Origin of the sequence: Lacinutrix jangbogonensis (assembly GCF_000797445.1) — a bacterium.
In the GTDB taxonomy this organism is placed as follows: Bacteria; Bacteroidota; Bacteroidia; order Flavobacteriales; family Flavobacteriaceae; genus Lacinutrix; species Lacinutrix jangbogonensis.
The window spans coordinates 93,793-116,411 of the sequence record NZ_JSWF01000044.1; the positions used below are offsets into that span (position 1 = coordinate 93,793).

23 protein-coding genes are annotated in these 22,619 nt (G+C 32.1%); 17 read left to right on the forward strand and 6 right to left on the reverse strand.

Translation table 11 applies throughout. The features are described from left to right. Positions 1-183: 183 nt before the first annotated feature. The 7 genes from RH82_RS16405 (at position 184) to arsM (ending at position 5,170) form a co-directional block, all read left to right on the forward strand. On the forward strand, positions 184-408 hold the full coding sequence (locus RH82_RS16405) for a hypothetical protein (protein WP_034062409.1): 225 nt from the start codon (positions 184-186) through the stop codon (positions 406-408). A 131-nt stretch (positions 409-539) separates the two neighbouring features. Next, complete coding sequence (locus RH82_RS16410; protein WP_034062410.1) at positions 540-875, forward strand: arsenosugar biosynthesis-associated peroxidase-like protein; 336 nt, start codon at positions 540-542, stop codon at positions 873-875. A 148-nt stretch (positions 876-1,023) separates the two neighbouring features. After that, entirely contained in the window at positions 1,024-2,091 is a 1,068-nt protein-coding gene (gene arsS, locus RH82_RS16415) for an arsenosugar biosynthesis radical SAM (seleno)protein ArsS (protein WP_034062413.1), read from the forward strand. Between the two features lie 16 nt (positions 2,092-2,107). Then, entirely contained in the window at positions 2,108-2,650 is a 543-nt protein-coding gene (locus RH82_RS16420) for a rhodanese-like domain-containing protein (protein WP_034062414.1), read from the forward strand. Positions 2,651-2,702: 52 nt separating this feature from the next. Further along, positions 2,703-3,317, forward strand: a complete 615-nt coding sequence (locus tag RH82_RS16425; protein WP_034062416.1) for a TIGR04282 family arsenosugar biosynthesis glycosyltransferase — start codon at positions 2,703-2,705, stop codon at positions 3,315-3,317. Further along, a complete protein-coding gene (locus RH82_RS16430) occupies positions 3,310-4,122 on the forward strand; it encodes a purine-nucleoside phosphorylase (protein WP_034062417.1) in 813 nt (270 codons plus the stop codon). The genes RH82_RS16425 and RH82_RS16430 overlap by 8 nt, the downstream gene beginning before the upstream one ends. Positions 4,123-4,201: 79 nt before the next feature. Next, positions 4,202-5,170 (forward strand): arsenosugar biosynthesis arsenite methyltransferase ArsM, encoded by a 969-nt coding sequence (arsM, locus tag RH82_RS16435; protein ID WP_034062418.1) that lies wholly within the window; start codon positions 4,202-4,204, stop codon positions 5,168-5,170. 75 nt (positions 5,171-5,245) lie between these two features. Here the strand turns inward: arsM and RH82_RS16440 are convergent, their stop codons facing one another. Next, positions 5,246-5,731, reverse strand: a complete 486-nt coding sequence (locus RH82_RS16440; protein WP_034062419.1) for an Mpo1 family 2-hydroxy fatty acid dioxygenase — start codon at positions 5,729-5,731, stop codon at positions 5,246-5,248. 88 nt (positions 5,732-5,819) lie between these two features. Between RH82_RS16440 and RH82_RS16445 the strand changes: the two genes are divergently transcribed. The 3 genes from RH82_RS16445 (at position 5,820) to RH82_RS16455 (ending at position 8,391) form a co-directional block, all read left to right on the forward strand. Further along, positions 5,820-6,719, forward strand: a complete 900-nt coding sequence (locus RH82_RS16445; RefSeq protein WP_034062420.1) for a sterol desaturase family protein — start codon at positions 5,820-5,822, stop codon at positions 6,717-6,719. A gap of 14 nt (positions 6,720-6,733) precedes the next feature. Continuing rightward, positions 6,734-7,609 (forward strand): DUF547 domain-containing protein, encoded by an 876-nt coding sequence (locus RH82_RS16450; protein WP_034062421.1) that lies wholly within the window; start codon positions 6,734-6,736, stop codon positions 7,607-7,609. Positions 7,610-7,701: 92 nt separating this feature from the next. Next, positions 7,702-8,391 carry a TIGR04283 family arsenosugar biosynthesis glycosyltransferase gene (locus RH82_RS16455; RefSeq protein WP_034062422.1) on the forward strand — a complete coding sequence of 230 codons (690 nt, stop codon included), beginning with the start codon at positions 7,702-7,704 and terminating at the stop codon, positions 8,389-8,391. 101 nt (positions 8,392-8,492) lie between these two features. Here RH82_RS16455 and RH82_RS16460 read toward each other — a convergent pair whose 3' ends face one another. The 5 genes from RH82_RS16460 to RH82_RS16480 are packed head-to-tail and all read right to left on the reverse strand — an operon-like array spanning position 8,493 to position 13,228. Further along, positions 8,493-9,755 (reverse strand): BamA/TamA family outer membrane protein, encoded by a 1,263-nt coding sequence (locus RH82_RS16460; protein ID WP_034062423.1) that lies wholly within the window; start codon positions 9,753-9,755, stop codon positions 8,493-8,495. Beyond that, on the reverse strand, positions 9,755-10,483 hold the full coding sequence (locus tag RH82_RS16465; protein ID WP_052158399.1) for a hypothetical protein: 729 nt from the start codon (positions 10,481-10,483) through the stop codon (positions 9,755-9,757). Before RH82_RS16465 ends, RH82_RS16460 begins: the two co-directional genes overlap by 1 nt. Further along, positions 10,480-11,487 (reverse strand): glycoside hydrolase family 113, encoded by a 1,008-nt coding sequence (locus RH82_RS16470; RefSeq protein ID WP_034062557.1) that lies wholly within the window; start codon positions 11,485-11,487, stop codon positions 10,480-10,482. The genes RH82_RS16465 and RH82_RS16470 overlap by 4 nt, the downstream gene beginning before the upstream one ends. A gap of 46 nt (positions 11,488-11,533) precedes the next feature. Next, positions 11,534-12,457 (reverse strand): hypothetical protein, encoded by a 924-nt coding sequence (locus RH82_RS16475; RefSeq protein ID WP_034062424.1) that lies wholly within the window; start codon positions 12,455-12,457, stop codon positions 11,534-11,536. A gap of 54 nt (positions 12,458-12,511) precedes the next feature. After that, on the reverse strand, positions 12,512-13,228 hold the full coding sequence (locus RH82_RS16480; RefSeq protein ID WP_034062426.1) for a DUF547 domain-containing protein: 717 nt from the start codon (positions 13,226-13,228) through the stop codon (positions 12,512-12,514). A gap of 245 nt (positions 13,229-13,473) precedes the next feature. On the opposite strand from RH82_RS16480, the gene RH82_RS16485 reads away from it, so the two are divergent. The 7 genes from RH82_RS16485 (at position 13,474) to RH82_RS16515 (ending at position 22,426) form a co-directional block, all read left to right on the forward strand. Then, on the forward strand, positions 13,474-14,817 hold the full coding sequence (locus RH82_RS16485; protein WP_034062429.1) for an NAD(P)/FAD-dependent oxidoreductase: 1,344 nt from the start codon (positions 13,474-13,476) through the stop codon (positions 14,815-14,817). A gap of 65 nt (positions 14,818-14,882) precedes the next feature. After that, on the forward strand, positions 14,883-16,505 hold the full coding sequence (locus RH82_RS16490) for a 4Fe-4S binding protein (RefSeq protein ID WP_034062430.1): 1,623 nt from the start codon (positions 14,883-14,885) through the stop codon (positions 16,503-16,505). 156 nt (positions 16,506-16,661) lie between these two features. Beyond that, positions 16,662-17,642 (forward strand): toxin-antitoxin system YwqK family antitoxin, encoded by a 981-nt coding sequence (locus tag RH82_RS18490; protein ID WP_052158400.1) that lies wholly within the window; start codon positions 16,662-16,664, stop codon positions 17,640-17,642. After that, on the forward strand, positions 17,639-18,331 hold the full coding sequence (locus tag RH82_RS16500) for a glycosyltransferase family 2 protein (RefSeq protein ID WP_034062431.1): 693 nt from the start codon (positions 17,639-17,641) through the stop codon (positions 18,329-18,331). Before RH82_RS18490 ends, RH82_RS16500 begins: the two co-directional genes overlap by 4 nt. A 56-nt stretch (positions 18,332-18,387) precedes the next feature. Further along, on the forward strand, positions 18,388-19,821 hold the full coding sequence (locus tag RH82_RS16505) for a cellulose synthase family protein (RefSeq protein WP_052158401.1): 1,434 nt from the start codon (positions 18,388-18,390) through the stop codon (positions 19,819-19,821). Between the two features lie 138 nt (positions 19,822-19,959). Continuing rightward, positions 19,960-21,387 (forward strand): mannosyltransferase, encoded by a 1,428-nt coding sequence (locus RH82_RS16510; protein ID WP_034062432.1) that lies wholly within the window; start codon positions 19,960-19,962, stop codon positions 21,385-21,387. 409 nt (positions 21,388-21,796) lie between these two features. Beyond that, the gene (locus RH82_RS16515) at positions 21,797-22,426 is read left to right on the forward strand and encodes an acyl-CoA thioester hydrolase/BAAT C-terminal domain-containing protein (protein ID WP_052158402.1); all 630 of its coding nucleotides are present in this window, start codon (positions 21,797-21,799) and stop codon (positions 22,424-22,426) included. The last annotated feature ends 193 nt before the right edge of the window (positions 22,427-22,619 follow it).

The following is a 22,619-nucleotide window of genomic DNA, read 5'->3' on the forward strand; positions in this document are numbered from 1 at the left end:
AATTGAGTTTTTTCCTCAACTTACAATGCTAGTCTTGCTTTAACTTGTCAATATTTGTTTTTAGTGAAAAAAATAACATATATTAGTTTTTACAATTAGTCAATCGATTTTTATTATGAATAATTTAAGGAAAATCGATTTCGATTAATTATTTTGGGAATATTAATAAAAATAAAGAATTTTATGGAAACGTTACTTATAGAGGCTCAAGAATATGAAGATATGAAAATGAGCAATATGTCAACTAGTGATCGTGTTAAAGCCTCAAGAAAAGGGAAAGCAATAATTCTAGGTTTAAATGAGTTTTTTAAAGAGAGTAAGGATGAAAAGATTATGGATGTTATGAAAAGGGTAACAGAGAAAAAGCAGAAAATCGAAAAACGTCTTAAAGGAAGACCTTCGTCTTAATAAAAGAAACTAGTAAATTTACAAATGGATTTGACTTTATCTAAAAGTTAAATCCATTTTTTTGTTAGGAATAGGATTTCCGTCCGACAATCAATTATAGTATTTACATACTATTATAAACAAGCATTATAATGAGCAAAACGTATTACGATCCAGCAGATCTAAGGAAGTTTGGAAAAATAAGTGAATGGAACCAAGAATTAGGTGATAAATTTTTCGATTATTACGGAAAAGTATTCGAAGAAGGCGCACTAACTGCAAGAGAAAAATCACTTATAGCACTCGCTGTAGCACATACAGAACAATGTCCTTATTGTATTGACGCCTATACTAAAGACGGATTACAACGTGGTATTACAAAAGAAGAAATGATGGAAGCCTTACATGTAGGAGCTGCTATAAAAAGTGGCGCAACTTTAGTTCATGGTGTTCAAATGATGAACAAAGTGAATAAGTTAGAAATGTAAGCAGAGAATCAATTTTCGCAAAAGCGAAAACTATGTGAATCGCTATTTTGAGACTATCGATAGATCTCTGAAAGCAATTTTGGTATTTAGTAGAATCACACGAAACTAAAACCTTAAATTTCACATAAACATACAGTTACAGTTAACAATGGGTAAATTAAAAACACAATCTTTACAAAAACGCGATAGCGATTTAGCAAATAGCAATAGACAGTTAGAGATTTTATCTAATGGTATTTTTGCAGATGGTGAATTACCAACTTTTAAGACTAAAATATCCGAAACTAATCAGTTTCCATTAAAGGCCAAAAAACTTGAAATCCTTCAAATTAATGTTGGTTATATGTGCAATCAAGTGTGCGAACATTGCCATGTAGATGCAGGTCCTGATAGAAAAGAGATTATGACGCGTGAAACCATGCAACAAATCTTAGATGTTATTAAAACTACTGGAGCACATACTTTAGATTTAACAGGTGGTGCACCAGAAATGAACCCAAACTTTAGATGGTTTGTGGAAGAAGCTTCTAAAATTGGAATAAGCGATTTTATTGTCCGTTCTAATTTAACTATTATTCGAGCTAATAAAAAACATTACGACTTACCCGATTTTTTTAAAAAACATAATATACATGTTGTCTCTTCTATGCCGCACTGGACCAGAGGAAAAACTGACAAACAAAGAGGAGAAGGCGTATTCGATATGTCTATAACAGCATTACAAGAATTAAACAAACGCGGTTATGGCATGCCAGATAGCGGTTTAAAATTAGATCTCGTTTATAATCCTAATGGCGCTTATTTACCTGGCGACCAAGTAACAATGGAGAAAGATTTTAAAAAGGCTTTATTAGAAGATTTTGATATTCAATTTCATAATTTATTTGCGATTACTAATTTACCAATTGCTCGTTTTTTAGATTATTTAATCGCTTCTGAAAATTACGAAGATTACATGTATTCTTTAGTTGAAGCATATAACCCTGCTGCTGTAGAAAACGTAATGTGTACTAATACACTTTCTGTAAGTTGGGATGGGTATTTATTTGATTGCGATTTTAACCAAATGTTAGCATTACCAGTTAACAGTAAATCCAAACATATTAGCGAATACAAAGAAGAATTGTTAGAAGGAAGAAATATCGTGATTTCACAGCATTGCTACGGTTGTACTGCAGGAGCAGGAAGTAGCTGTCAAGGTGTTGTTACAGATTAACTTTAATAGCATACATATGAAATATATCTTCATTTTAATATTTGCATTTATTTCTACAAATGCGCTCGCGCAAAAAACATTAGATGATTTACTTAAACAGCACAACGATAATGGAGTGCCCTACATCTCTGTAGAAGCATTAGCAATGCCAAAAACCAAGACCACAATTTTCGATACGCGGGAACCAAAAGAGTATCAAGTCAGTCATTTAAAAAACGCGATTTGTGTTGGATATGATAATTTTGATATTGATTCAATTGAAAACCTTTATCCTAATAAGGACGAAAAAATAGTGGTGTATTGCTCATTAGGGATTCGTTCTGAAACTATTGGAGAGAAACTTAAAAAAGCGGGATACACAAATGTTTACAATCTATATGGTGGCATTTTTGAATGGAAAAATAAAGGTTTTAGCGTAATAGATTCCGAAGAAAAAGAAACCAATAAAGTACATACTTTTAATAAAGCTTGGAGTAAGTGGCTGTTGAAAGGTGAAAAAGTTTATGAAGTAGAAACACAGAAAAAAGACAAAAAAAAAAAAAAAAAAAAAACGGAATAACATTTTTAAGGCTCAGTAATAACTTTATAGCTTACTAAAACAAATGATACAAATGAATTCTAAAAACCTCATCATAACATTCACTCGCAATCCAGAATTAGGACAATGCAAAACCCGTTTAGCTAAAACGGTTGGTGATGAAGCTGCTTTGCGTGTTTACAAATACCTACTGCAACATACAGAGCAAGTTATAAAACAAATTGAGGCAGATAAAGCTGTATACTATTCTGTGAAAATTAGAGATAATGATATTTGGGATTCGAGAATTTTTCAAAAGCATCAACAAATTGGAAAGGATTTAGGCGAACGCATGCAAAAGGCATTCGAAAATGGTTTTAATAGACACTATGAAAAAATTATTATTGTTGGTAGCGATTTATTTCATTTACATCCTAATCATATAAATAAAGCTTTTACAGCTTTAAACGAAAATGAAATTGTTATTGGCCCTGCAGAAGATGGTGGTTATTATCTTTTAGGTATGAAAACCATGCACGCTTCAATATTTAAAAATAAAAATTGGGGAACGGAAACTGTTTTTAACGACACGATTCAAAATTTAAAAAATTACAAAATTCAGGTACTCGAAACCTTAAATGATATTGATATATACGAAGATTTAGAACACATTAAACCATTACAAAATATAATACAACAGAATGATTAAATACATAAACGAAACAGCAGAATATTTGCAAGGGAAAGGGTTTAAAAATCCTGAAATTGGCATTATTTTAGGAACAGGCTTAGGTAAGCTTGTCGATGAAATTGAAATCATTTCTGAAGTAAGCTACAACCAAGTTCCTCATTTCCCAACGGCGACAGTAGAGTTTCATAAAGGAAAATTAATTTATGGAACACTAGAAGGCAAAACAGTAATTGTTATGCAAGGTCGTTTTCATTTATACGAAGGCTACTCATTACAAGATGTTACTTATCCTGTTCGTATAATGGAAAAACTAGGCATTAAAACTTTATTGGTTTCAAATGCTTCTGGAGCCATTAATTTAGACTTTAAAAAAGGTGAATTAATGATAATTGAGGACCACATTAACTTACAAGGTAGTTCGCCATTGGCATTTAAAGGTGTCGAGACATTAGGTGAACGTTTTACAGACATGAGTGCGCCTTACGATTTAGAGATTAACGCAAAGTTTAAAGCTATTGCCAAAACCAATAACATTGTTCTACACGAAGGCGTTTACGCTAGTGTTGTTGGACCACAACTAGAAACTAGAGCAGAATACAGAATGCTTAAAATTTTAGGTGCAGATGCCGTTGGTATGAGTACTGTTCCAGAAATTATAGTTGCTAACCACTTAAATTTAAAGGTTGCTGCCGTTTCTGTTTTAACAGACGAATGCGATCCAGAACACCTTAAACCTGTTGATATTGGAGAAATTATCGCCATGGCAGGAAAAGCAGAACCAAACATGATTACTTTATTTAAAGCATTAATAAAAACACTTTAATAGTTGGCAGTCTTCAGTGCGAAGTCTTCAGTCTTACTGTTACTCCATTGAATACTGCTCACTGAATACTAAAAAAAACATGAGCTATTTAGACGCTACAAACGATTTATACAAAGAAGCTGCATTAACACCAGATGTTGGATTATGCTGCACAACCAATCCTATATGGGAATTACCGGGTTTAAAAATCCCACGTATTATGCAGGAAATGAACTATGGTTGTGGCAGCACAGTAAACGCTCGCGATTTAACCAATAACCCAAAAATGCTTTATGTTGGTGTTGGCGGTGGTATGGAATTGTTGCAATTCGCCTATTTTAATCGTCAAAAGGGAGGTGTTATTGGCGTAGATGTTGTTGATGAAATGCTAGAAGCCTCTCGTAAAAATTTTATTGAAGCCGAAGCACAAAACGATTGGTTTAAAAGTGAGTTTGTAGATCTTGTAAAAGGAGATGCTTTAAACCTAAATGTTGAAGATAATTCTATTGATGTTGCAGCTCAAAACTGTTTGTTTAATATTTTTAAAGCTGAAGATTTAAAGAAGGCCATAGACGAAATGTATCGTGTTTTAAAACCTAATGGCAAATTAGTAATGAGTGATCCTACTTGCGAACAACCAATGAACGACACTTTACGTAATGATGACAGATTGCGTGCTTTATGCTTAAGTGGAAGCTTACCTATTGCCGAATATGTAAAAGCGTTAACAGATGCTGGTTTTGGCACTATAGAAATTCGTGCTAGAAAACCATATAGAATTTTAGATCCTAAAAATTATCCTACAGATGAGTTAATCTATATTGAATCTATAGAAATTGCTGCTATTAAAGATCCAATGCCGGAAGATGGCCCTTGTGTTTTTACAGGGAAAGCTGCTATTTATTTTGGAAATGAAGATTATTTCGATGACAAAAAAGGACACATTTTATTAAAAAATCAACCCATTGCTATTTGTGATAAAACCGCAGGTGATCTATCAAATTTAAGCAGAGAAGATCTTTTTATTAGTGAGTCGACCTATCATTATGATGGTGGTGGTTGCTGTTAAAACAACGGCATAATTAAAACAGGAAGCCCAATATAATTCATATTGGGCTTCCTGTTTTTAAGGTTTCTAGAACTTTTAAAATTTAATTTTAAGTGCATCGAACAAATGGCTCATTGTCCACGCTGGACCAATCATTAAAAACTGAATATCTTTTAAAAATGATGGTTTCTTTCCTTCATGATTATGACCAATAAATTGCACAATCCAGGCAATCACAAAAATGGCTACCATAATTACCCACAGTGGCGCGATGTTTAGCACTTCAATTTTATGTATTCCAAAAAGGACGAGTGCCGAAAACAATAACATGCCTACAAATAGTGTAAACGAAAGCCTTAGGTAATATATTAATCCAAAAATAATTAACGGTGTTCCATAATGTATATAAGGTGCCATCCAATGCGGCAAAGGATACTCAAAAAAACCAATAGTAGGAATACTTGCTAATAAACCGATAAGACTAAAAAATATAGCTGGCACACAAAAATAATGTATAATTTTATTCAACTTAGTTTGGTGACTTTCTCCGTATTCGCTTAATAAGCTATCTATTTTACGCATTGCTTTATATATTAAATGTATCCCTAAGATTAAATTTTACTGTAAAAATATGTTATTTTTACAGTAAAAATACGACTTAAGATTTTAGATGGACAAATATATAGATCTCATTAAAAATTCGTATTCCGGGTATTGGAATTATCTTAAAAATGAAATTATCACAATTAATCATTGGGATAATTATTTCTATGGCTTAATTGTTATCTCTTTTTTAGTTTGGATTTTGGAGATTGCATTTCCATGGCGAAAAAACCAATCTGTTTTTAGAAAAGATTTTTGGCTAGATACTTTTTACATGTTCTTTAATTTCTTTTTATTAAACCTTATTATCCTTATCGCCTTAACAGATACCTTTGCTGCGTTTTTTAATGATATTCTTGGGCTGGTTGGACTTTCAATTTCAAGTTTTAAATTGTTTGATGTCGATACGCTACCACTAGGATTAGGCTTATTAATCTTTTTTATTGTTAGTGATTTCACACAATGGAATACACACAGATTATTACATCGTATTCCAATGCTTTGGGATTTCCATAAAGTGCATCACAGTGTTAAAGAAATGGGTTTTGCTGCTCACTTACGCTATCATTGGATGGAACCTATACTTTACAAATCTTTACTTTATATTCCCATTGCAATTATTGGTGGTTTCGATGCACAACACGTTGCAATCGTTCACTTTTTTAGCATTACCGTTGGTCATTTAAATCATGCCAATTTAGGTTGGGATTATGGTGTTTTAAAATATGTTTTTAACAATCCAAAGATGCATATTTGGCATCACGCAAAAGCATTACCTGAGCATGAAAGTTATGGTGTTAATTATGGACTAACCTTAAGTATTTGGGATTACCTATTTAAAACTAGTTATGTACCGAGCAGTGGAAGAGATATAGAACTTGGTTTTGATGGTGACGAAAAATTCCCTACAGATTTTATTCGTCAAGAATTATACTTGTTCTCGCGAAAGCAGAAACCTCATGAATAAAAATTAAATTTCACATGAAATACCTTTCAATAATAACAATAACATTAATACTATTGTCATGTTCTGGAGCAAAACAAGTAGTAGAAAATACTACTAAAATAAAAACCGACGTTGAAGTTGAAACTCTAACAGAAGTTACATCAGAAGAAATAGAAACTCTTACTGAAGCTGAAGTTGAAACTGTAACCTCTTCTGAAACAATAGAAATTACTACAGAAATTGAAACAGATAGCATATTTTATGTAAACCCTATTGTGTCGCATGATACGTGGGACGGTTTATTAAAAAAACACGTCTCGAATGAGGGCAATGTAAATTACAACGGTTTCAAAAAAGATCGAAAAGAATTAAAAAGTTACATTGAATTTTTATCTGGATATTATAATGATGAATGGTCTTACGAACATAAAATTGCCTTTTGGATTAATGCGTATAATGCCATGACGGTAGATTTAATTATTAGAAACCACCCAACAAAAAGCATTAAAGATATTAAAAACCCTTGGGATCAACGGTTATGGAAAATAGACAATAAATGGTATAACCTAAATGAAATCGAACACAAAATACTACGTAAAATGAATGAACCACGTATTCATTTTGGTATTGTTTGCGCTTCATTTTCTTGTCCTAAATTGCAAAACGAAGCGTTTACTGCTTCAAAATTAGACCAACAACTTACAAAAGCAGCTAAAGAATTTTTAGCAGATAAAAAGAGAAACAATATTTCTAAAAATGCAATTGAATTATCAAAAATATTCAAATGGTTTAAAAAAGATTTTGAACACGATGGAAGCCTTATTAATTTTATAAATAAGTATTCTGAAATAGAAGTGTCTTCAAATGCAAAAAAGAATTATAAAGCTTATAATTGGGATTTAAACGATTAATACTTTGTCATTATTACATAGGATAGAACCCACAAATTAAAAAACAGATTACCATAACTTCTAAATAGAAGTTTCACAATGCCAACAGAAGCATGATTTCTATAGTTATCCCAGTATTAAATGAAGCTGAAAATATTGAAAAACTCCTTTTTCATTTAATCGATAATGCGTCATTACAAAACATTCAAGAAATTATTGTTATCGATGGTGGTAGTGTAGACGGTTCTCAAGAAATTGTTAAAAAATTAGATTTAAAAGTAAAGCTCATTCATTCTAAAAAAGGAAGAGCGAGACAAATGAATATTGGAGCAAGTGCTGCAAAAGGTGATATTTTATATTTTTTACACGCCGATTCTTTTCCACCAACACATTACGACAAATACATTATAGAAGAAATAAAACAAAATAATCAAGCTGGATGTTTTCGTTTAACTTTCAACAATAACCATTGGTGGTTACGTTTAGCAAGTTGGTTAACACAGTTTTCTTGGAGAGCTTGTCGTGGTGGTGACCAAAGTCAATTTATTACCAAAGCTTTATTTGAAGATATTGGCGGTTTTGATGAAAGTTTCACCATCTATGAGGACAACATTTTAATTAACGAACTTTATAAGCGTAAACAGTTCGTGGTGATCAATAAAAAGATAAAAACGTCTGACAGACTCTACAAACGTCACGGTATTTGGAAACTACAATACCATTTTTGGACTATTTATGTAAAGAAATGGTTTGGTGCAAGCTCAGAAAATTTACACGCCTATTATTTAAAACATATTGCCTAATTATAAAGTTTTAAAACTTTTCTTATGAGATCCCAAACGGTATTAATTAATTCTACTTAAAAAACTCTTTCGAGCAAAGCTCTTGCGTATTTTGAATCTCACTAAAAATACTGTCCAATACCAAAAACGAGACCTTGTGGTTCACCACTAGTAATACCAAAACCATAATCGATTCTAAAAATAGCATTAAAAATACGTTTATGAATAAAACGTAAACCAAGACCTGGAAATACTCTTATATTATTAGAGTTCGTGAAATCACTTAATTCTCCACCTGGATTTCGCCAAGAACCCGCATCAATAAAAGCATTACCTTGAAGCACAAACCAGCTTTTCTCATAAACTGTATGCCTATATTCTGTATTAATAACAACTGCTCCTGTGCCTCTATCGATAGTGTTTCCAACACCTCTTAAATTTACATTATTATCTACAGAAAACGGCGCAAAAGGTGTATCGTCGTTAGAAGAAAAACCAACACGTAATCTACTTGCCCAATTGCCTTTATCACCTACTCTTTTATAATAATGAAAGTCGTTCCAGCCAATTACAAACTCTGGTAAATCATCACTCGTAGAAGTAACGTATTGCAGGTTAAGCATACTTTTAAAACCTGATACATATTGGTAATTGTAATCTAGGTTGTTAAACTCATAGATACCTTTATACAAAAGTTTTTTTACTGATAATTCTTGAGGCACGGAAGGATTTGTTGCGCCTCTTAAATAATTATATTCTTCAAGAAAATAATTTACTCCAAATTCAAAACGATTTTTAAAATTGGGTTGATACAATGCTAAAACTTCAAAAGACTTGTTTCTATATTTGTAGTCTGATGTTGTATTATCAAAAAAAACAGGTTCCTGTGTATTCAAATCTTGATGATTTATAGCTAAACCAAGTTCGCGATTGAACAAAAAAGGCGCTCTAAAGTTTACACCATAAGAACTAAAAATATCTTTCTGATAAAACCCACCAAATGCGATGTTTTGTCCAAGTGCATTAAATTCATATAATCCCAAACGGTATGCAAACTCGTCATCGTTAGTTGTATAAATATTTATAGCTGGAATAATAGTAAAATTCTCTTCAATATTATAAAACACATTATAATTGTTATCGTGAGAAAAGAACACTTGGTAGTATGCGTGTGCAACTGCTGGCAAGCGTTTTAACCGCTTTATATCTTCATCTAAAAGTGTTGAATCTAAGACCGTTCCTGCTTCTGCCTTTGATAATTTTTTAACAAAAGACGACTTCAATTTTTTATTACCTTGAACTTGTAAATCTAAAATCACTTTGTCTTGAGCAAAGCTTGAATTCATAAAAAGTCCAAATAAAAAAATAAAAAATACTCTATTCATCATTGTGTATTAAAAACTACTTGAGACACTAAATTAACCCAATTATCTATGCTAACATCCATTAAAGTAAAATTATAGTTAGTATTATTTTCCAATTGTGGAAAACCTTCGGTTATATTTAGAATCACATTTGAAGTATTGTAAAATTTGAAGTTGTTTTCGTAAGTATATGTCCCGGAAATAAAATCGTTGTTTTCTTTTGAAAGTACTTGAAAATAAATAGCATTATCACCAACTGCATTTGCTTCCCAATTAAAAACTGGCATTAAAGCATTTGTTTGATTGACGGTAACTGCATCATTCCAAACCGAAGGTTTCGAAATTTGTTTTGTACGAATTGGATTGGATATCTTTATTTCATTATTTAGCTCATAAGTCACAATTATCCAATGCTCGCTCAACTCTGCAGTTGTAAATTTCCTCAAATAGCCATTAAAAAATGGTTCGCTAGAAATAGCTTTAAAACTATATTTTGAATAGTCTAATTTTTCAATCTCAGTAGTTTCGCTTTCATAAAACCTAATATTAATCGCATTGGTTTTTGGATAGAAAAATGTTAGAATAGCAGTATTATCCTCATTACTTGATGCACAAGCTATAATAGCTCCAGTTTCGGTAATTTGATTCTCGATATACTCTGATAACAAATTTGAAACAGCACTATTTTCATCATCATTGGAACATGACAAAAGAAATAAAGTTAATAGTAAAATTGTTAATTGTTTCATTTTTGATTTTCAAAATGCGCTTTTATTATTTGTTCTACCGGTTTGTTTTGTGGTGTAAACTGACTATCATTCTCGCCACCAACTTTATCATCTTCAATAAACCATTTCCATATAAACCCACCAGCAAACCACTCTTCTTCCCAAAAAGTTTCAAATAAAGCTTTGGTTGTGTTATTCTGTGCCTCAAAGTTAACAACATTCATACTCCTTTCAGATTTCCAAGGTTCTTTTCCCGCATAATCAACACTTCTGTAACCGTATTCAGTAAACAGAATTGGTTTTTTATATTTATCGGCAAGCCCTTTTATCACAGGTTTATGTACTTTCCAACCTTCCAAACATTCTTCAATAGTTGGTGTTTTACTTTCGCCAACAGGAAAATAAGCGTCTACTCCAATATAATCTAATTGATTCCAAAATGGTGTGCGTTTAAACTCATCCCAATTTGCTGCATAAGTCAACTTTCCTTTATATACTTTTTTTATCTCAGAAATCAATCTATTCCAATACTCTGGTCTATTGGTAACAAATTGTTCTAATTCTGTACCAATACAAAAAATATCAGCATTAATTTCTTGAGCTAAATCTGCATATTCTAAAATAAAACTAGAATAAGATTTTTCAAGTTTTTGCCAATCGTCTTCCGTTTCCATTTTAATATAACCAGTAAACTCACCACGCCAAACCCAAATTTGAGGTTTAATCATTATTTTTATGCCTTTAGTTTCTAAACTTTCAGCATATTGCTTCACTCCAGCTCTAGATTCTCCAAACCACTGTCTGTCTGTATTGTGAATAATTTCCGGGTTTTTTAAATCTTTAATAAACCCAAAAGGCATAACAGTTGCATAATTGGCATTAATTTCTAAAACAGGATTTACATGCTCATCTGTAACAGGAATTCCTGCTGCAACAAAGCTTATACCATTAATTTTTGAAGTCTGCCCAGAACAAGACTGTACTAAAACAAAAAGGCATAAAAAAAAGAGCTTATTGTATTTCATTTTCATATTTACAATTAAGCTCCTAATTTACTACTAAATATTATTTCTAGAACAATGCTCTTACTCCAATACTAAAAGTATTTCCTAATCCTTGAAAGTTATTTCCTCTTACAATTTTACCATAAGATGCTTCAAGGTTTAATGTATTAGTAATTTGGTATTTACCACCAAAACCTAATGTTGTGGAGTTTTGAGCAAAATCATTACCCAAATCAAGTAAAAAAGCTTGTTGTGCATTTACAAAAATTGTAGATTTTGAACTTGGAAAATAACTTAAAAAAGCACTAATAGGAAGCGTTAAGCTATTGTTTGCAAATCTTTCAGATGAGTTTTCATCTGCATCTGCTTCATCATCTCCAAAGTTGTATTTAAAATCGACTTCTGTAAATACTTGCCATTTATTTTTTCCAAAAGTTTTATCATAGAAAAACTTTGTTTCCCAAGCGTAGCTTCTTAAATCTAAATAAGAGAACACATTATCGTTTACAGTATCTGCTTTATCTGCAAAAACAGGAATATAAAATGTACTTGTTAATGAGAAGTTACTAATATTTTTAAAAGGCTGTATTCTAATTGATGGCGCTATTGTCGTTAAACCCGATCTTAAATCGTTACCATTATCCTTGAAACTAAAAACATCTGAAACAGATTGACCTCCAAGCGTATTAGAACGTATTTGAAATACAAGACCTACATTAATTCTTGAGTTCTCGCTTACACCTGTATAAATTTCTGTAGTATTTGTGAAAAAATTTTGTCTATCAATATCAAACGATTTCCCTGTTCCTTCACCTGTTTGCTTTGTTTGGGTATATAAACTATTAAAAAATTTAATATCCCACTGTCCTTTGTTTAATAATTTTGAAGGTGTAAACTCTTGTACATTACTTCTTGTAGATTCTTCATCTTCCTGTGCAAACCCTATAAAGGACACTGCAACCATTACTACTAATGCTAATATTTTTTTCATAATTGTTGATTTTGATTCTGTTGGAACAGAAACTTTTAGATTAAAAAAATTTTATTATTGTTTGTTCACTTTCCAATTATAAGAAAAGTAAGATAGTTTAGATTTTAATGATACTTTTTCTGTCCTATACTTATTTATAAAGTCAATTTCTGTTGTGCCATTCATTATAAAATCTTCTTTATACCATTCCATAATTTGAGAAGCTTGTACGCGTTTCTTTTTTACATTTACTTTTAAAAAAGAGCCATTTAGAGCAATTATAGTCTGCGCTTCTAGTTGTTTATTTAGAGTGTTTGGCATATACGCTTTGTTAATTAATGGTGGACAACCTAATGCACCACAAACTAATACAAAGTGAAAACGAGCATCTTTAAAATTACCTCTTAATAACTTATGCTCTATGTCGTTTAAAGTAATTTGTTTCCCTGCTAAACTATAAGTTGTTTCTTCAAAAAAACCTTTAGTATCTAACGGTGAATTTGTTGGATATACATCAATAACACCTTTAATAACAGATAGATTATATGCATTTATCCAAAAAGCTTGATAATTATTAGCATCACTTTTCACTACTGTAATAGATTTAGCTGTATTTAGCACTTCATTTAAGGCTGTTTCATCTTTTTTAATTGCATTGTAGGCTACTTTTCCGTTAGTAACATGCGCTTTAAAAAAAGCATCGGCTTGCTTTAAAAAGGTATCTAAATTTTGTGCTTCTGCGGAAAAACTTCCGACGAAAATCATTATTAATATAAGTATTCCTTTTTTCATAATTATGATAATTTTAATTATTAAAGTCTTCAGAAAGTATAATTACATTTCTCTATAACTTTGGCTTCAGTCTGAAATATGTCACCAAACTTTCAAAAAATATTAAAAATTTTTCACGTCTCATTGTTATCACAATCCTTACAACCAATCGTAATTTAAATCTATTCTAAATACCTAGTTCTAAATTAAGTTTTTATCTTGTATCACGACTTAACCACAAGAGTATTCAAAAACCAAACCACAATATGGAACATATAGTTATTATAGGAAATGGCATTTCGGGCGTGACTGTTGCAAGACACATCAGGAAAAATTCTGATAAAAAAATCACTATCGTCTCTTCAGAAACCGATCACTTTTTCTCACGTACTGCACTAATGTACATATATATGGGGCACATGAAATATGAACACACGAAACCTTATGAAGATTACTTTTGGGAGAAAAATCGTATTGAACTTAAAAAAGGTTTTGTAAAAACAATTGAAACACAATCTAAAACGCTTCATTTTGCAGAAGGCGGCACACTACAATACGATAAATTAGTTATTGCAACTGGAAGCAAACCAAATAAGTTTGGATGGCCAGGACAAGATTTAGATGGTGTTCAAGGACTATATAGCAAACAAGATTTAGATACTTTAGAGCGTAATGCTCCAGATAATAAAGCATGTAATCGCGCTGTGATTGTTGGTGGGGGCTTAATAGGTATTGAATTTGCCGAGATGCTTGTAAGTCGAAAAATCCCAGTCACTTTCCTTGTAAGAGAAGACAGTTTTTGGAATGGCGTTTTACCAAAAGGCGAAAGCGAAATGATTAGTAGACACATTAAAAGCCATCATATAGATTTGCGTTTATCTACTAATTTAAAAGAAATTAAAGCTGATAAAAACGGACGTGCAAAATCTATAATTATTACTGAAACTGGAGAAGAAATAGACTGTAATGTTGTTGGTTTAACAGCTGGAGTTTCACCTAATATTAATTTTATAAAAGATTCTAATATTGAAACAGATAGAGGTGTTTTAGTAAATAGAAACCTAGAAACTAACATTCCAAATGTTTATGCTATTGGAGATTGTGCACAACAACGTGAAGCTATTGGAAATCGCAGACCAATTGAAGCCGTTTGGTACACAGGACGTATGATGGGAGAAGCTTTAGCACAAACCATTTGCGGTAATACTATGGAATACAATCCGGGTCATTGGTTTAATTCGGCTAAATTTTTAGACATAGAATACCAAACTTATGGTTGGGTCTTTGCAGAACGCGGTCGACCAGAATACGAAAGACATTTCCATTGGATTCACAAAGATGATGATAAATGCATCACGATAGCATACCATAAAGACACCAACGTGTTTTTAGGTATCAACACCTTTGGTATTCGCATGCGCCACGAATTTTTTGACACTATTTTAACCCAAAAGTGGACAGTCGATAAAGTTATTGAACATCTTGCAGCAGCAAATTTCGATCCCGAATTTTACAAACTCCATGAGAAAGCGATTGTATCTCAATTCAATACTGAAACAGGAAGTACTATTAGACTTAGTAAAAAAGGCTGGAGGAAAATTTTCGCATAAATACTAATTAAAATTAAATATTACCGCACGCTATTTTAAAAGCAGTGAAATCAAAATATAAACACATGAAAGCAATTAAATATATAGGCTTAGTCATTTTTATTATTGCCATAACCATTTTTACAGGCACACTTTTTACAGGTTCTTTTGGCCTAACTAAAGCTGAAGTAAACGAATACGTAGAAACACAAGGTTATAAAAGTGAAGTAATAAAACAAGAACTTGAAAAAGCAACGGTTACAGACGAGGAACTTTCAATTTTCGAATTTTCAAGTCGTGTGCGAGATGCATATCAAGCATCAAACAATCATTATGATGATTTAATAGCGAAATATGATGCCGATAAAAATTGGGATAAAAAAGGAGAACAATTTCAATATAAAATATATGGAAAGCCACATACATTAAGCTACAACTTAGCTAAAAAAGCAGGCTCTGGTTTTGTAAAAGAAAACGCTGGACTCATGTGGTGGCTTACTTTTGGCTTAGGTAGTATTGGTGCTTTATTATTTATTTTACCAAATCTTATTTTACTTGGAGCTCCTGGTATTAAAAACGATGGCATTTTCCATAAGGCAGCAACCAATCGTGGTTGGATTGCGTGGTTGGTTCTAATTTATTTAGTGACTTTCTACCTGGCTCTCTATTTTAGAGCAGATTATGTGGTGAATTGGACATTTATCCTCGATCCAATTAGTGAATTTCTAAATGGTGGTGAAGCAAGCCAGTGGTTTGTTTACGGATTCTTATATTGTACAATAATGAGTGTTATGGCTGTGCGTATGTACATAAAATACCGTCATAACAAGTATCAAATAATGCGTACAACTTCGGTGTTATTCTTTCAAATAGTTTTCGCTTTTTTAATTCCCGAAATTATGACCAGCCTAAATATGCCTGGTTACGATTTTAAAAATGCCTTTCCTTTAGATTACGATTTTTTCTTCGAATGGAATATTAAAAGCCTCACTAAAAGTGGTGGAATTGGAGTTTTTATTCTCGTTTGGGGTACAATTTTAACCCTAGTTATCGTGCCATTAATGGTTTATTTCTTTGGAAAGCGCTGGTATTGTAGTTGGGTTTGTGGTTGTGGTGGTTTAGCCGAAACTTTAGGTGACCCTTACAGACACTTGTCCGATAAAAGTCTAAAATCTTGGAAACTGGAACGCTGGGTTATCCATTCGGTTTTAGTTATTTCTGTACTCATGACAGTGGTCACATTATATTGTTATTTTTCTGGTGCCGAATCCCTTTTAGGTATTAACTCGCAATGGATAAAAGACACTTATAGCTTCTTAATTGGTGCATGGTTTGCAGGTGTAATTGGAACTGGTTTTTATCCTATTTTTGGTAATCGTGTATGGTGTCGATTTGGTTGTCCTTTAGCGGCCTATTTAGGTCTAGTACAACGTTTCAAATCGCGTTTTAGAATTACAACAAATGGAGGACAATGTATCTCATGTGGAAATTGTTCTACCTATTGCGAAATGGGGATTGATGTGCGTGCTTACGCTCAAAAAGGAGAAAATATAGTGCGCTCAAGTTGTGTTGGTTGCGGCGTTTGTAGTGCTGTTTGCCCAAGAGGCGTGTTAAAATTAGAAAACGGTAGTATGGATGGCAGAATTAATCCAACTGAAGTTTTATTAGGAAACGATATAAACTTGATGGATTTATTAAATCAGAAATAAAAAGAGTTAGCACTATTCAGTACTTACTCAAATAATTACTGAACGTAATATTAAATTAAACTCTATTGTAAAAAAAAACACACTGAGTTTAGCAGAGACTCATTGCACCTCAGTGTAATAATTAAAATAAAATTTTCCCTTTAGCGGAAAGTAAAAATGAAAAACATACTCTTCATATTAGTTTTTACAATAAGTTTCAGCACCTCTGCGGAAAAAATATACAAAAAAAACTATTATAATAATGGTGCTTTAAAATCTGAAGGTTGGATAGAAAACAAACTAAAAACTGACTATTGGAAATTCTATTACCAAAGTGGAAGCCTCGAAAAATCTGGAGAATTTAATAACAATTTACACACTGGATATTGGGAATTTTATTACAAAAATAAGAACCTAAAAGCGGAAGGTTCTTTTACCAATGGAAAACGATCTGGCTATTGGACTTATTTTTTCGAAGATAGAACACTAAATAAGGTTGGTCATTTTGAAAAAGGAAAAGAAGAAGGCTTCTGGAAAGAGCACTTTACCAATAGCAAACTTATGCGAGAAGGTATATATAGCAATGGACGTTTTAGTGGTTACTGGAAATTCTTTCACTTTAATGGTAAACTAAAAAAAGAAGGTAACTTTGTAAACGGAAAACAAATAGACTATTGGAAAAACTTCCACAATAATGGCTACTTAAAATCTGAAGGTGTTTTTAACAACGGAAATGCAGATAGTTTTTGGAAGACCTATTACAATAATGGAAACCTTCAAAAAGAAGGCCGTTTAACTAACGGAAAAGAAATAGGGTTTTGGATTTATTATTTCGATGATGGACAACAAGAAAAATCCGGTTATTTTAAATCAGGATTAGAAACCAAGTTTTGGACTTTCTTTAGAAATAATGGCACTAAAGAAAAAGAAGGTCATTTTGTAAATGGTAAAAAAACCAATTGGTGGACGTTTTATAATATAAATGAAAAAATAGATCATAAATGCCAATTAAAAGACAATAAAAAAAACGGGTACTGTTTAGAATATAAAAACGAAAAACTAGTCTCTGCTAGTAAATTTTCCAATGGTAAAAAAATGAAGACGTGGACAGATTTAGCCACATTTAAAAAAGAAAATAAACTTAGAGATCTTAAATGACCAAAATAAAAGTCATCATTCCTGCTTATAACGAGCAAGATTCTATTGCGAATGTTATTAATGATATTCCTAAAAACGTTGAAGAAGTTATTGTAATCAACAACAACTCAACAGATAACACAGTAGTAAATGCCAGAAACGCAGGTGCCACAGTACTTACCGAAAACAAAAAAGGCTACGGTTATGCCTGCTTAAAAGGTATGGATTACATAGCCAAGCAAGAAAATAAACCAGATATTATTGTTTTTTTAGATGGCGATTATAGCGATTACCCTGAAGAATTAACCGATTTAGTCTCACCAATACTAAAAGATAATATAGATTTTGTAATTGGATCCAGAGTAAAACGACTACGTGAAGGTGGTTCGATGACGCCACAACAAGTTTTTGGTAATTGGTTAGCCACATTTTTAATGTCCCTATTTTTTGGCGCTAAATTCACAGATTTAGGTCCGTTTAGAGCGATTAAATACGATAAACTTGTGAGCTTAAACATGGAAGATAAAACCTATGGTTGGACAGTAGAAATGCAACTTAAAGCATTGAAACAGAAACTATCTTATATAGAGATTCCTGTACGTTACAAACAAAGAATTGGAGTATCTAAAGTATCAGGAACAATAAAAGGGACTATCTTTGCAGGCTTTAAGATATTAGGTTGGATTTTTAAATACAGTTTTAAAAAGTGATATATTTAAATATAGTTATTATAGTTATGTACTCAATAGCGCTTGTGCTAATATTTATGTATTCACTAGCGCAATTAAATTTGCTTTTTAATTACCTATCTGCGCAAAAAAAGCAAATAAAAACACCTCCATTAGATTTTAATAATCCAAACGAAGTGCCCTACGTCACCATACAACTACCTGTTTTTAACGAGGAATATGTTATGGAACGCTTACTCGAAAACATTGCGCTGATGGAGTACCCAAAAGAGAAATTGGAAATTCAGGTGTTGGATGATTCGACAGACGAGACTGTAAAAACCACATGCACTCAAATAAACCATTTAAAGAAACAAGGTTTAGACATTGTACATATTTGTAGAACCAATCGCGAAGGCTTTAAAGCTGGGGCTTTAAAAGAAGGTTTAAAAATTGCAAAAGGTGAATTTATCGCCATTTTTGATGCCGATTTTTTACCTAAAAAGGACTGGCTTAAAAAAACCATTCCACATTTTATAGACCGTAATATTGGTGTAGTACAAACACGGTGGGGACATATAAATAGAGATTATTCTACACTTACAAAAATTCAAGCCTTTGCCTTAGACGCGCATTTTACACTCGAACAAGTTGGCAGGAATAGTAAAGGCCATTTTATAAATTTTAATGGCACAGCAGGTGTTTGGCGCAAACAATGTATACTTGATGCTGGCAATTGGGAAGGCGATACCTTAACCGAAGATTTGGACCTTAGTTATCGTGCGCAACTTAAAAACTGGAAATTTAAATATCTTGAAGACGTTATAACACCAGCCGAATTACCTGTCGTTATAAGTGCTGCACGCTCACAACAATTTCGTTGGAATAAAGGAGGAGCAGAAAACTTTAGAAAGATGATGTGGAAAGTTTTGAAAAGCAAAAACATTTCATCGAAAACAAAACTACACGGCGTACTACATTTACTTAATAGCACTATGTTTTTAAACGTACTTATTGTTGGTGTATTAAGCATCCCAATGCTCTATATTAAAAACGAATATGCACACTTAAAACCCTACTTTTATGTATTGAGTTTCTTTGTTATAAGCACCATCATTTTCTTTATCTGCTATTGGTCCATGTATAAACGCACCTACGGTGGAGGTATCAAAAGCTTTATCCAATATATTGGTATGTTCCTAACCTTTTTCTCAATAGCAATGGGCTTTAGCCTACACAATTCTATTGCAGTTTTAGAAGGTCATTTTGGAAAACGAAGCGACTTTGTGCGCACACCAAAATTCAATATTAATAGTATAAAAGACACTTGGAAAGGCAATAAATATATCGCTAAAAATATCTCTACAAATGTGATTTTCGAAGGAATACTGATGCTTTATTTCGCATTTGGAATGTATAGCGCATTTATTGTTGGCGATCAAGGTGGCGATTTCGGTTTGTTCCCATTTCACCTCATGCTATTTTTAGGCTTTGGCTTTGTGTTCTTTAAATCCTTAACTTCGAAAGCATAATTATTATTTGGGCGTTACCTAAAGGTCGCGCTTTCCGCTATATCTTTTTTGCTTTTAATGGCAAAAAAGGATGCCGCATCAATCGCTAACGCTGGCCTGCCAATGTTAAGTTCTTAAATAAAACTTATAAATTTATTCGTGTTCAATTCAGTACTATTAAAATCAAAAAATAGACCACTTTTATTAGTCATAATAAGTGCTATTCTATATTTTGGTTTTGCTTATAGTCTGGAGCGTACCGAATATCTTAAACTTGTTTTAATTTACACTTTACTATTTATTTCATTTTTTCTATTGCTTAAAAACAATACAAAAAACATCAAATTCCTTACAGCAGTCGCCTTTCTATTTCGTGCTATTTTTATTTTAGCAATTCCAAATCTTTCACAAGACTTTTATCGGTTTATTTGGGATGGACGCATGATTCTCGAAGGTTTTAATCCCTATTTACACACACCAGAATCTTTTATTACTAAAGCCGAATTTCCTGTTGCTCAAGCTCAAGAATTATACGTTGGCATGCGCGAACTTAATGCCAGCCACTTTACTAACTATCCACCAGTAAATCAACTCTGTTTTGCTATTGCTGCCTTGTTTGCAGGTAAAAGCATTGTAGGTTCTGCTATGGTCTTAAGATTACTTATTATAGCCGCAGATTTTGGAACGCTCTATTTTGGTAAAAAGCTATTAGAAAAACTAAAACTACCAGTACACAATATCCTCTGGTATATTCTCAATCCGTTTATAATAATTGAACTCACAGGCAACCTACATTTTGAAGGAGTTATGATTTTCTTTCTCGTGTGGAGTTTATACTTACTACAGTCTCAAAAATGGAAATGGGCAGCAGTTATTTACGCCTTATCTATTGCTACTAAATTAGTTCCACTTATGTTTTTGCCTTTGTTTTTTTGGTGGTTTTATAAACAAAGAAATAAAATTAATGAGATTACCACATTTCCTCTACACTCAGTGCTGGCTCAGCAAACTCCTCGCAATGTCGTATGGACAGGAATCATGAAACTAGTCGCATTTTACACTATTGTAATAATTACAACACTTTTACTTTTCGCTTCCTTTTTCTCAACCCAATTTATAGATAACTATGCCACAACCGTAGGTTTATGGTTTGGGAATTTTGAATTTAACGCCAGTATTTATTACTTAGTTAGAGAAATAGGTTTTTTGTTTAGAGGTTGGAATGAGATTGCTATTATTGGCAAAGTGCTTCCTGTTATTACTATACTTTATATTTTATTCTTATCGTTGTACAGGAAAAATACAGACCTTAAAAAACTAATTATTGTCATGCTATTTAGCTTTACCATCTATTTATTTTTAAGCACAACTGTGCATCCTTGGTATATTGCAACCATTCTCATTTTAAGTGTGTTTACAAATTATAAGTTTCCTTTGGTATGGAGCTTTATGATTATTTTTAGTTATCTCGCTTATGCAAACTCTGAGAATACCGAGAATCTCTGGATTATTGGCATTGAATACTTGGTAGTATTTAGTATCTTTATTTGGGAGGTTTTTATAAAAAAAAGGCAAAGTTTACAGTAAATAATGATCCATTAGATAGTGCATTAAAATAATTATCTTTACGTAATAATAGTAAAATGTAAGTACTATAATCTGGTTTAATTGCTGGATAATGGTACTAAAAACGACTACAAAACATATGCTACATAATTGTTTAGAATTATGTAGCATTATTTCGGGACGGATTACCTAAAGAGAATGAAGAAACACAAAAGTATATTTTTGCGATTGGAATAATATCACTGCTACTTGTTGGATATTTAGTTGCCGATACTATACTTTTCAACGGAATAAAACCTAAAACCATAAATGAAAATGGTTTTCAGGCCAATTATTTCGCTAAAGATGCTACCAAAGTAAAACGACAGTTGTATTAATAGGTGGAGGACAATGGGGAGACTATTGGGCACAAGAATTTGCCAATAAAGGAATGGTTGGATTATCATTGCCATATACACGAAAAGAAGGCTTACCAAAATTACCAGAAGAAATTGATTTAGAATACTTTGAAAATGCAATAAAGTGGTTAAGCAATCAAAAAGAAGTTAACCCTCATAAAATAGTTGTAATGGGAGCCTCAAGAAATGTAGAATTGGCACTAGTGGTTGCTTCAATTTTCCCGGAAATTGTAAGCGGAGTTATTGCATATGCACCAAGTTCTGTTACTTGGTCAAATACTGTTCTACCCTATAATTCAAATGAAATGAAAGCAAGCTGGAAATACAATGGAAGTAACATTCCGTTTATACCAATGGATAAAATTTCAGGAAACGACTCGGGCAAAATTAAAATGATAGAATATTGGAAGAATGGTTTATCAAAAACAGCTTTTGTAAATAAAGCCACTATTAAAGTAGAAAAAATTAATGGTCCTATTTTGCTTTTTTCTGGAAGTGATGATAAGGTTTGGCCATCATTAATAATGGCTAATATGATAGAGAAAAGATTGAAAGAAAATAATTTCAAGCATCCTTTTCATAATATCGTATATAAAAATGCCAAGAAAGACGCAAAAATAAAGTTAATAGAATTCATAGAAAAAAATATAAACCTTGTATAAATCAGTCGATAGTACTGCATATCGCACATAAATCAATAGCGTAAAATCAATTTTAACGTTCAGATATATTTCAGAACTAGACCTTTTGAAATAAAAAAAAATTAGACATGAATAATGGAGAAATAATCGCTTTAACCTTTTTGATATCGGCTATGTTTGGTGTAATATTCCATTTGTATTTTAAACAAAGAAG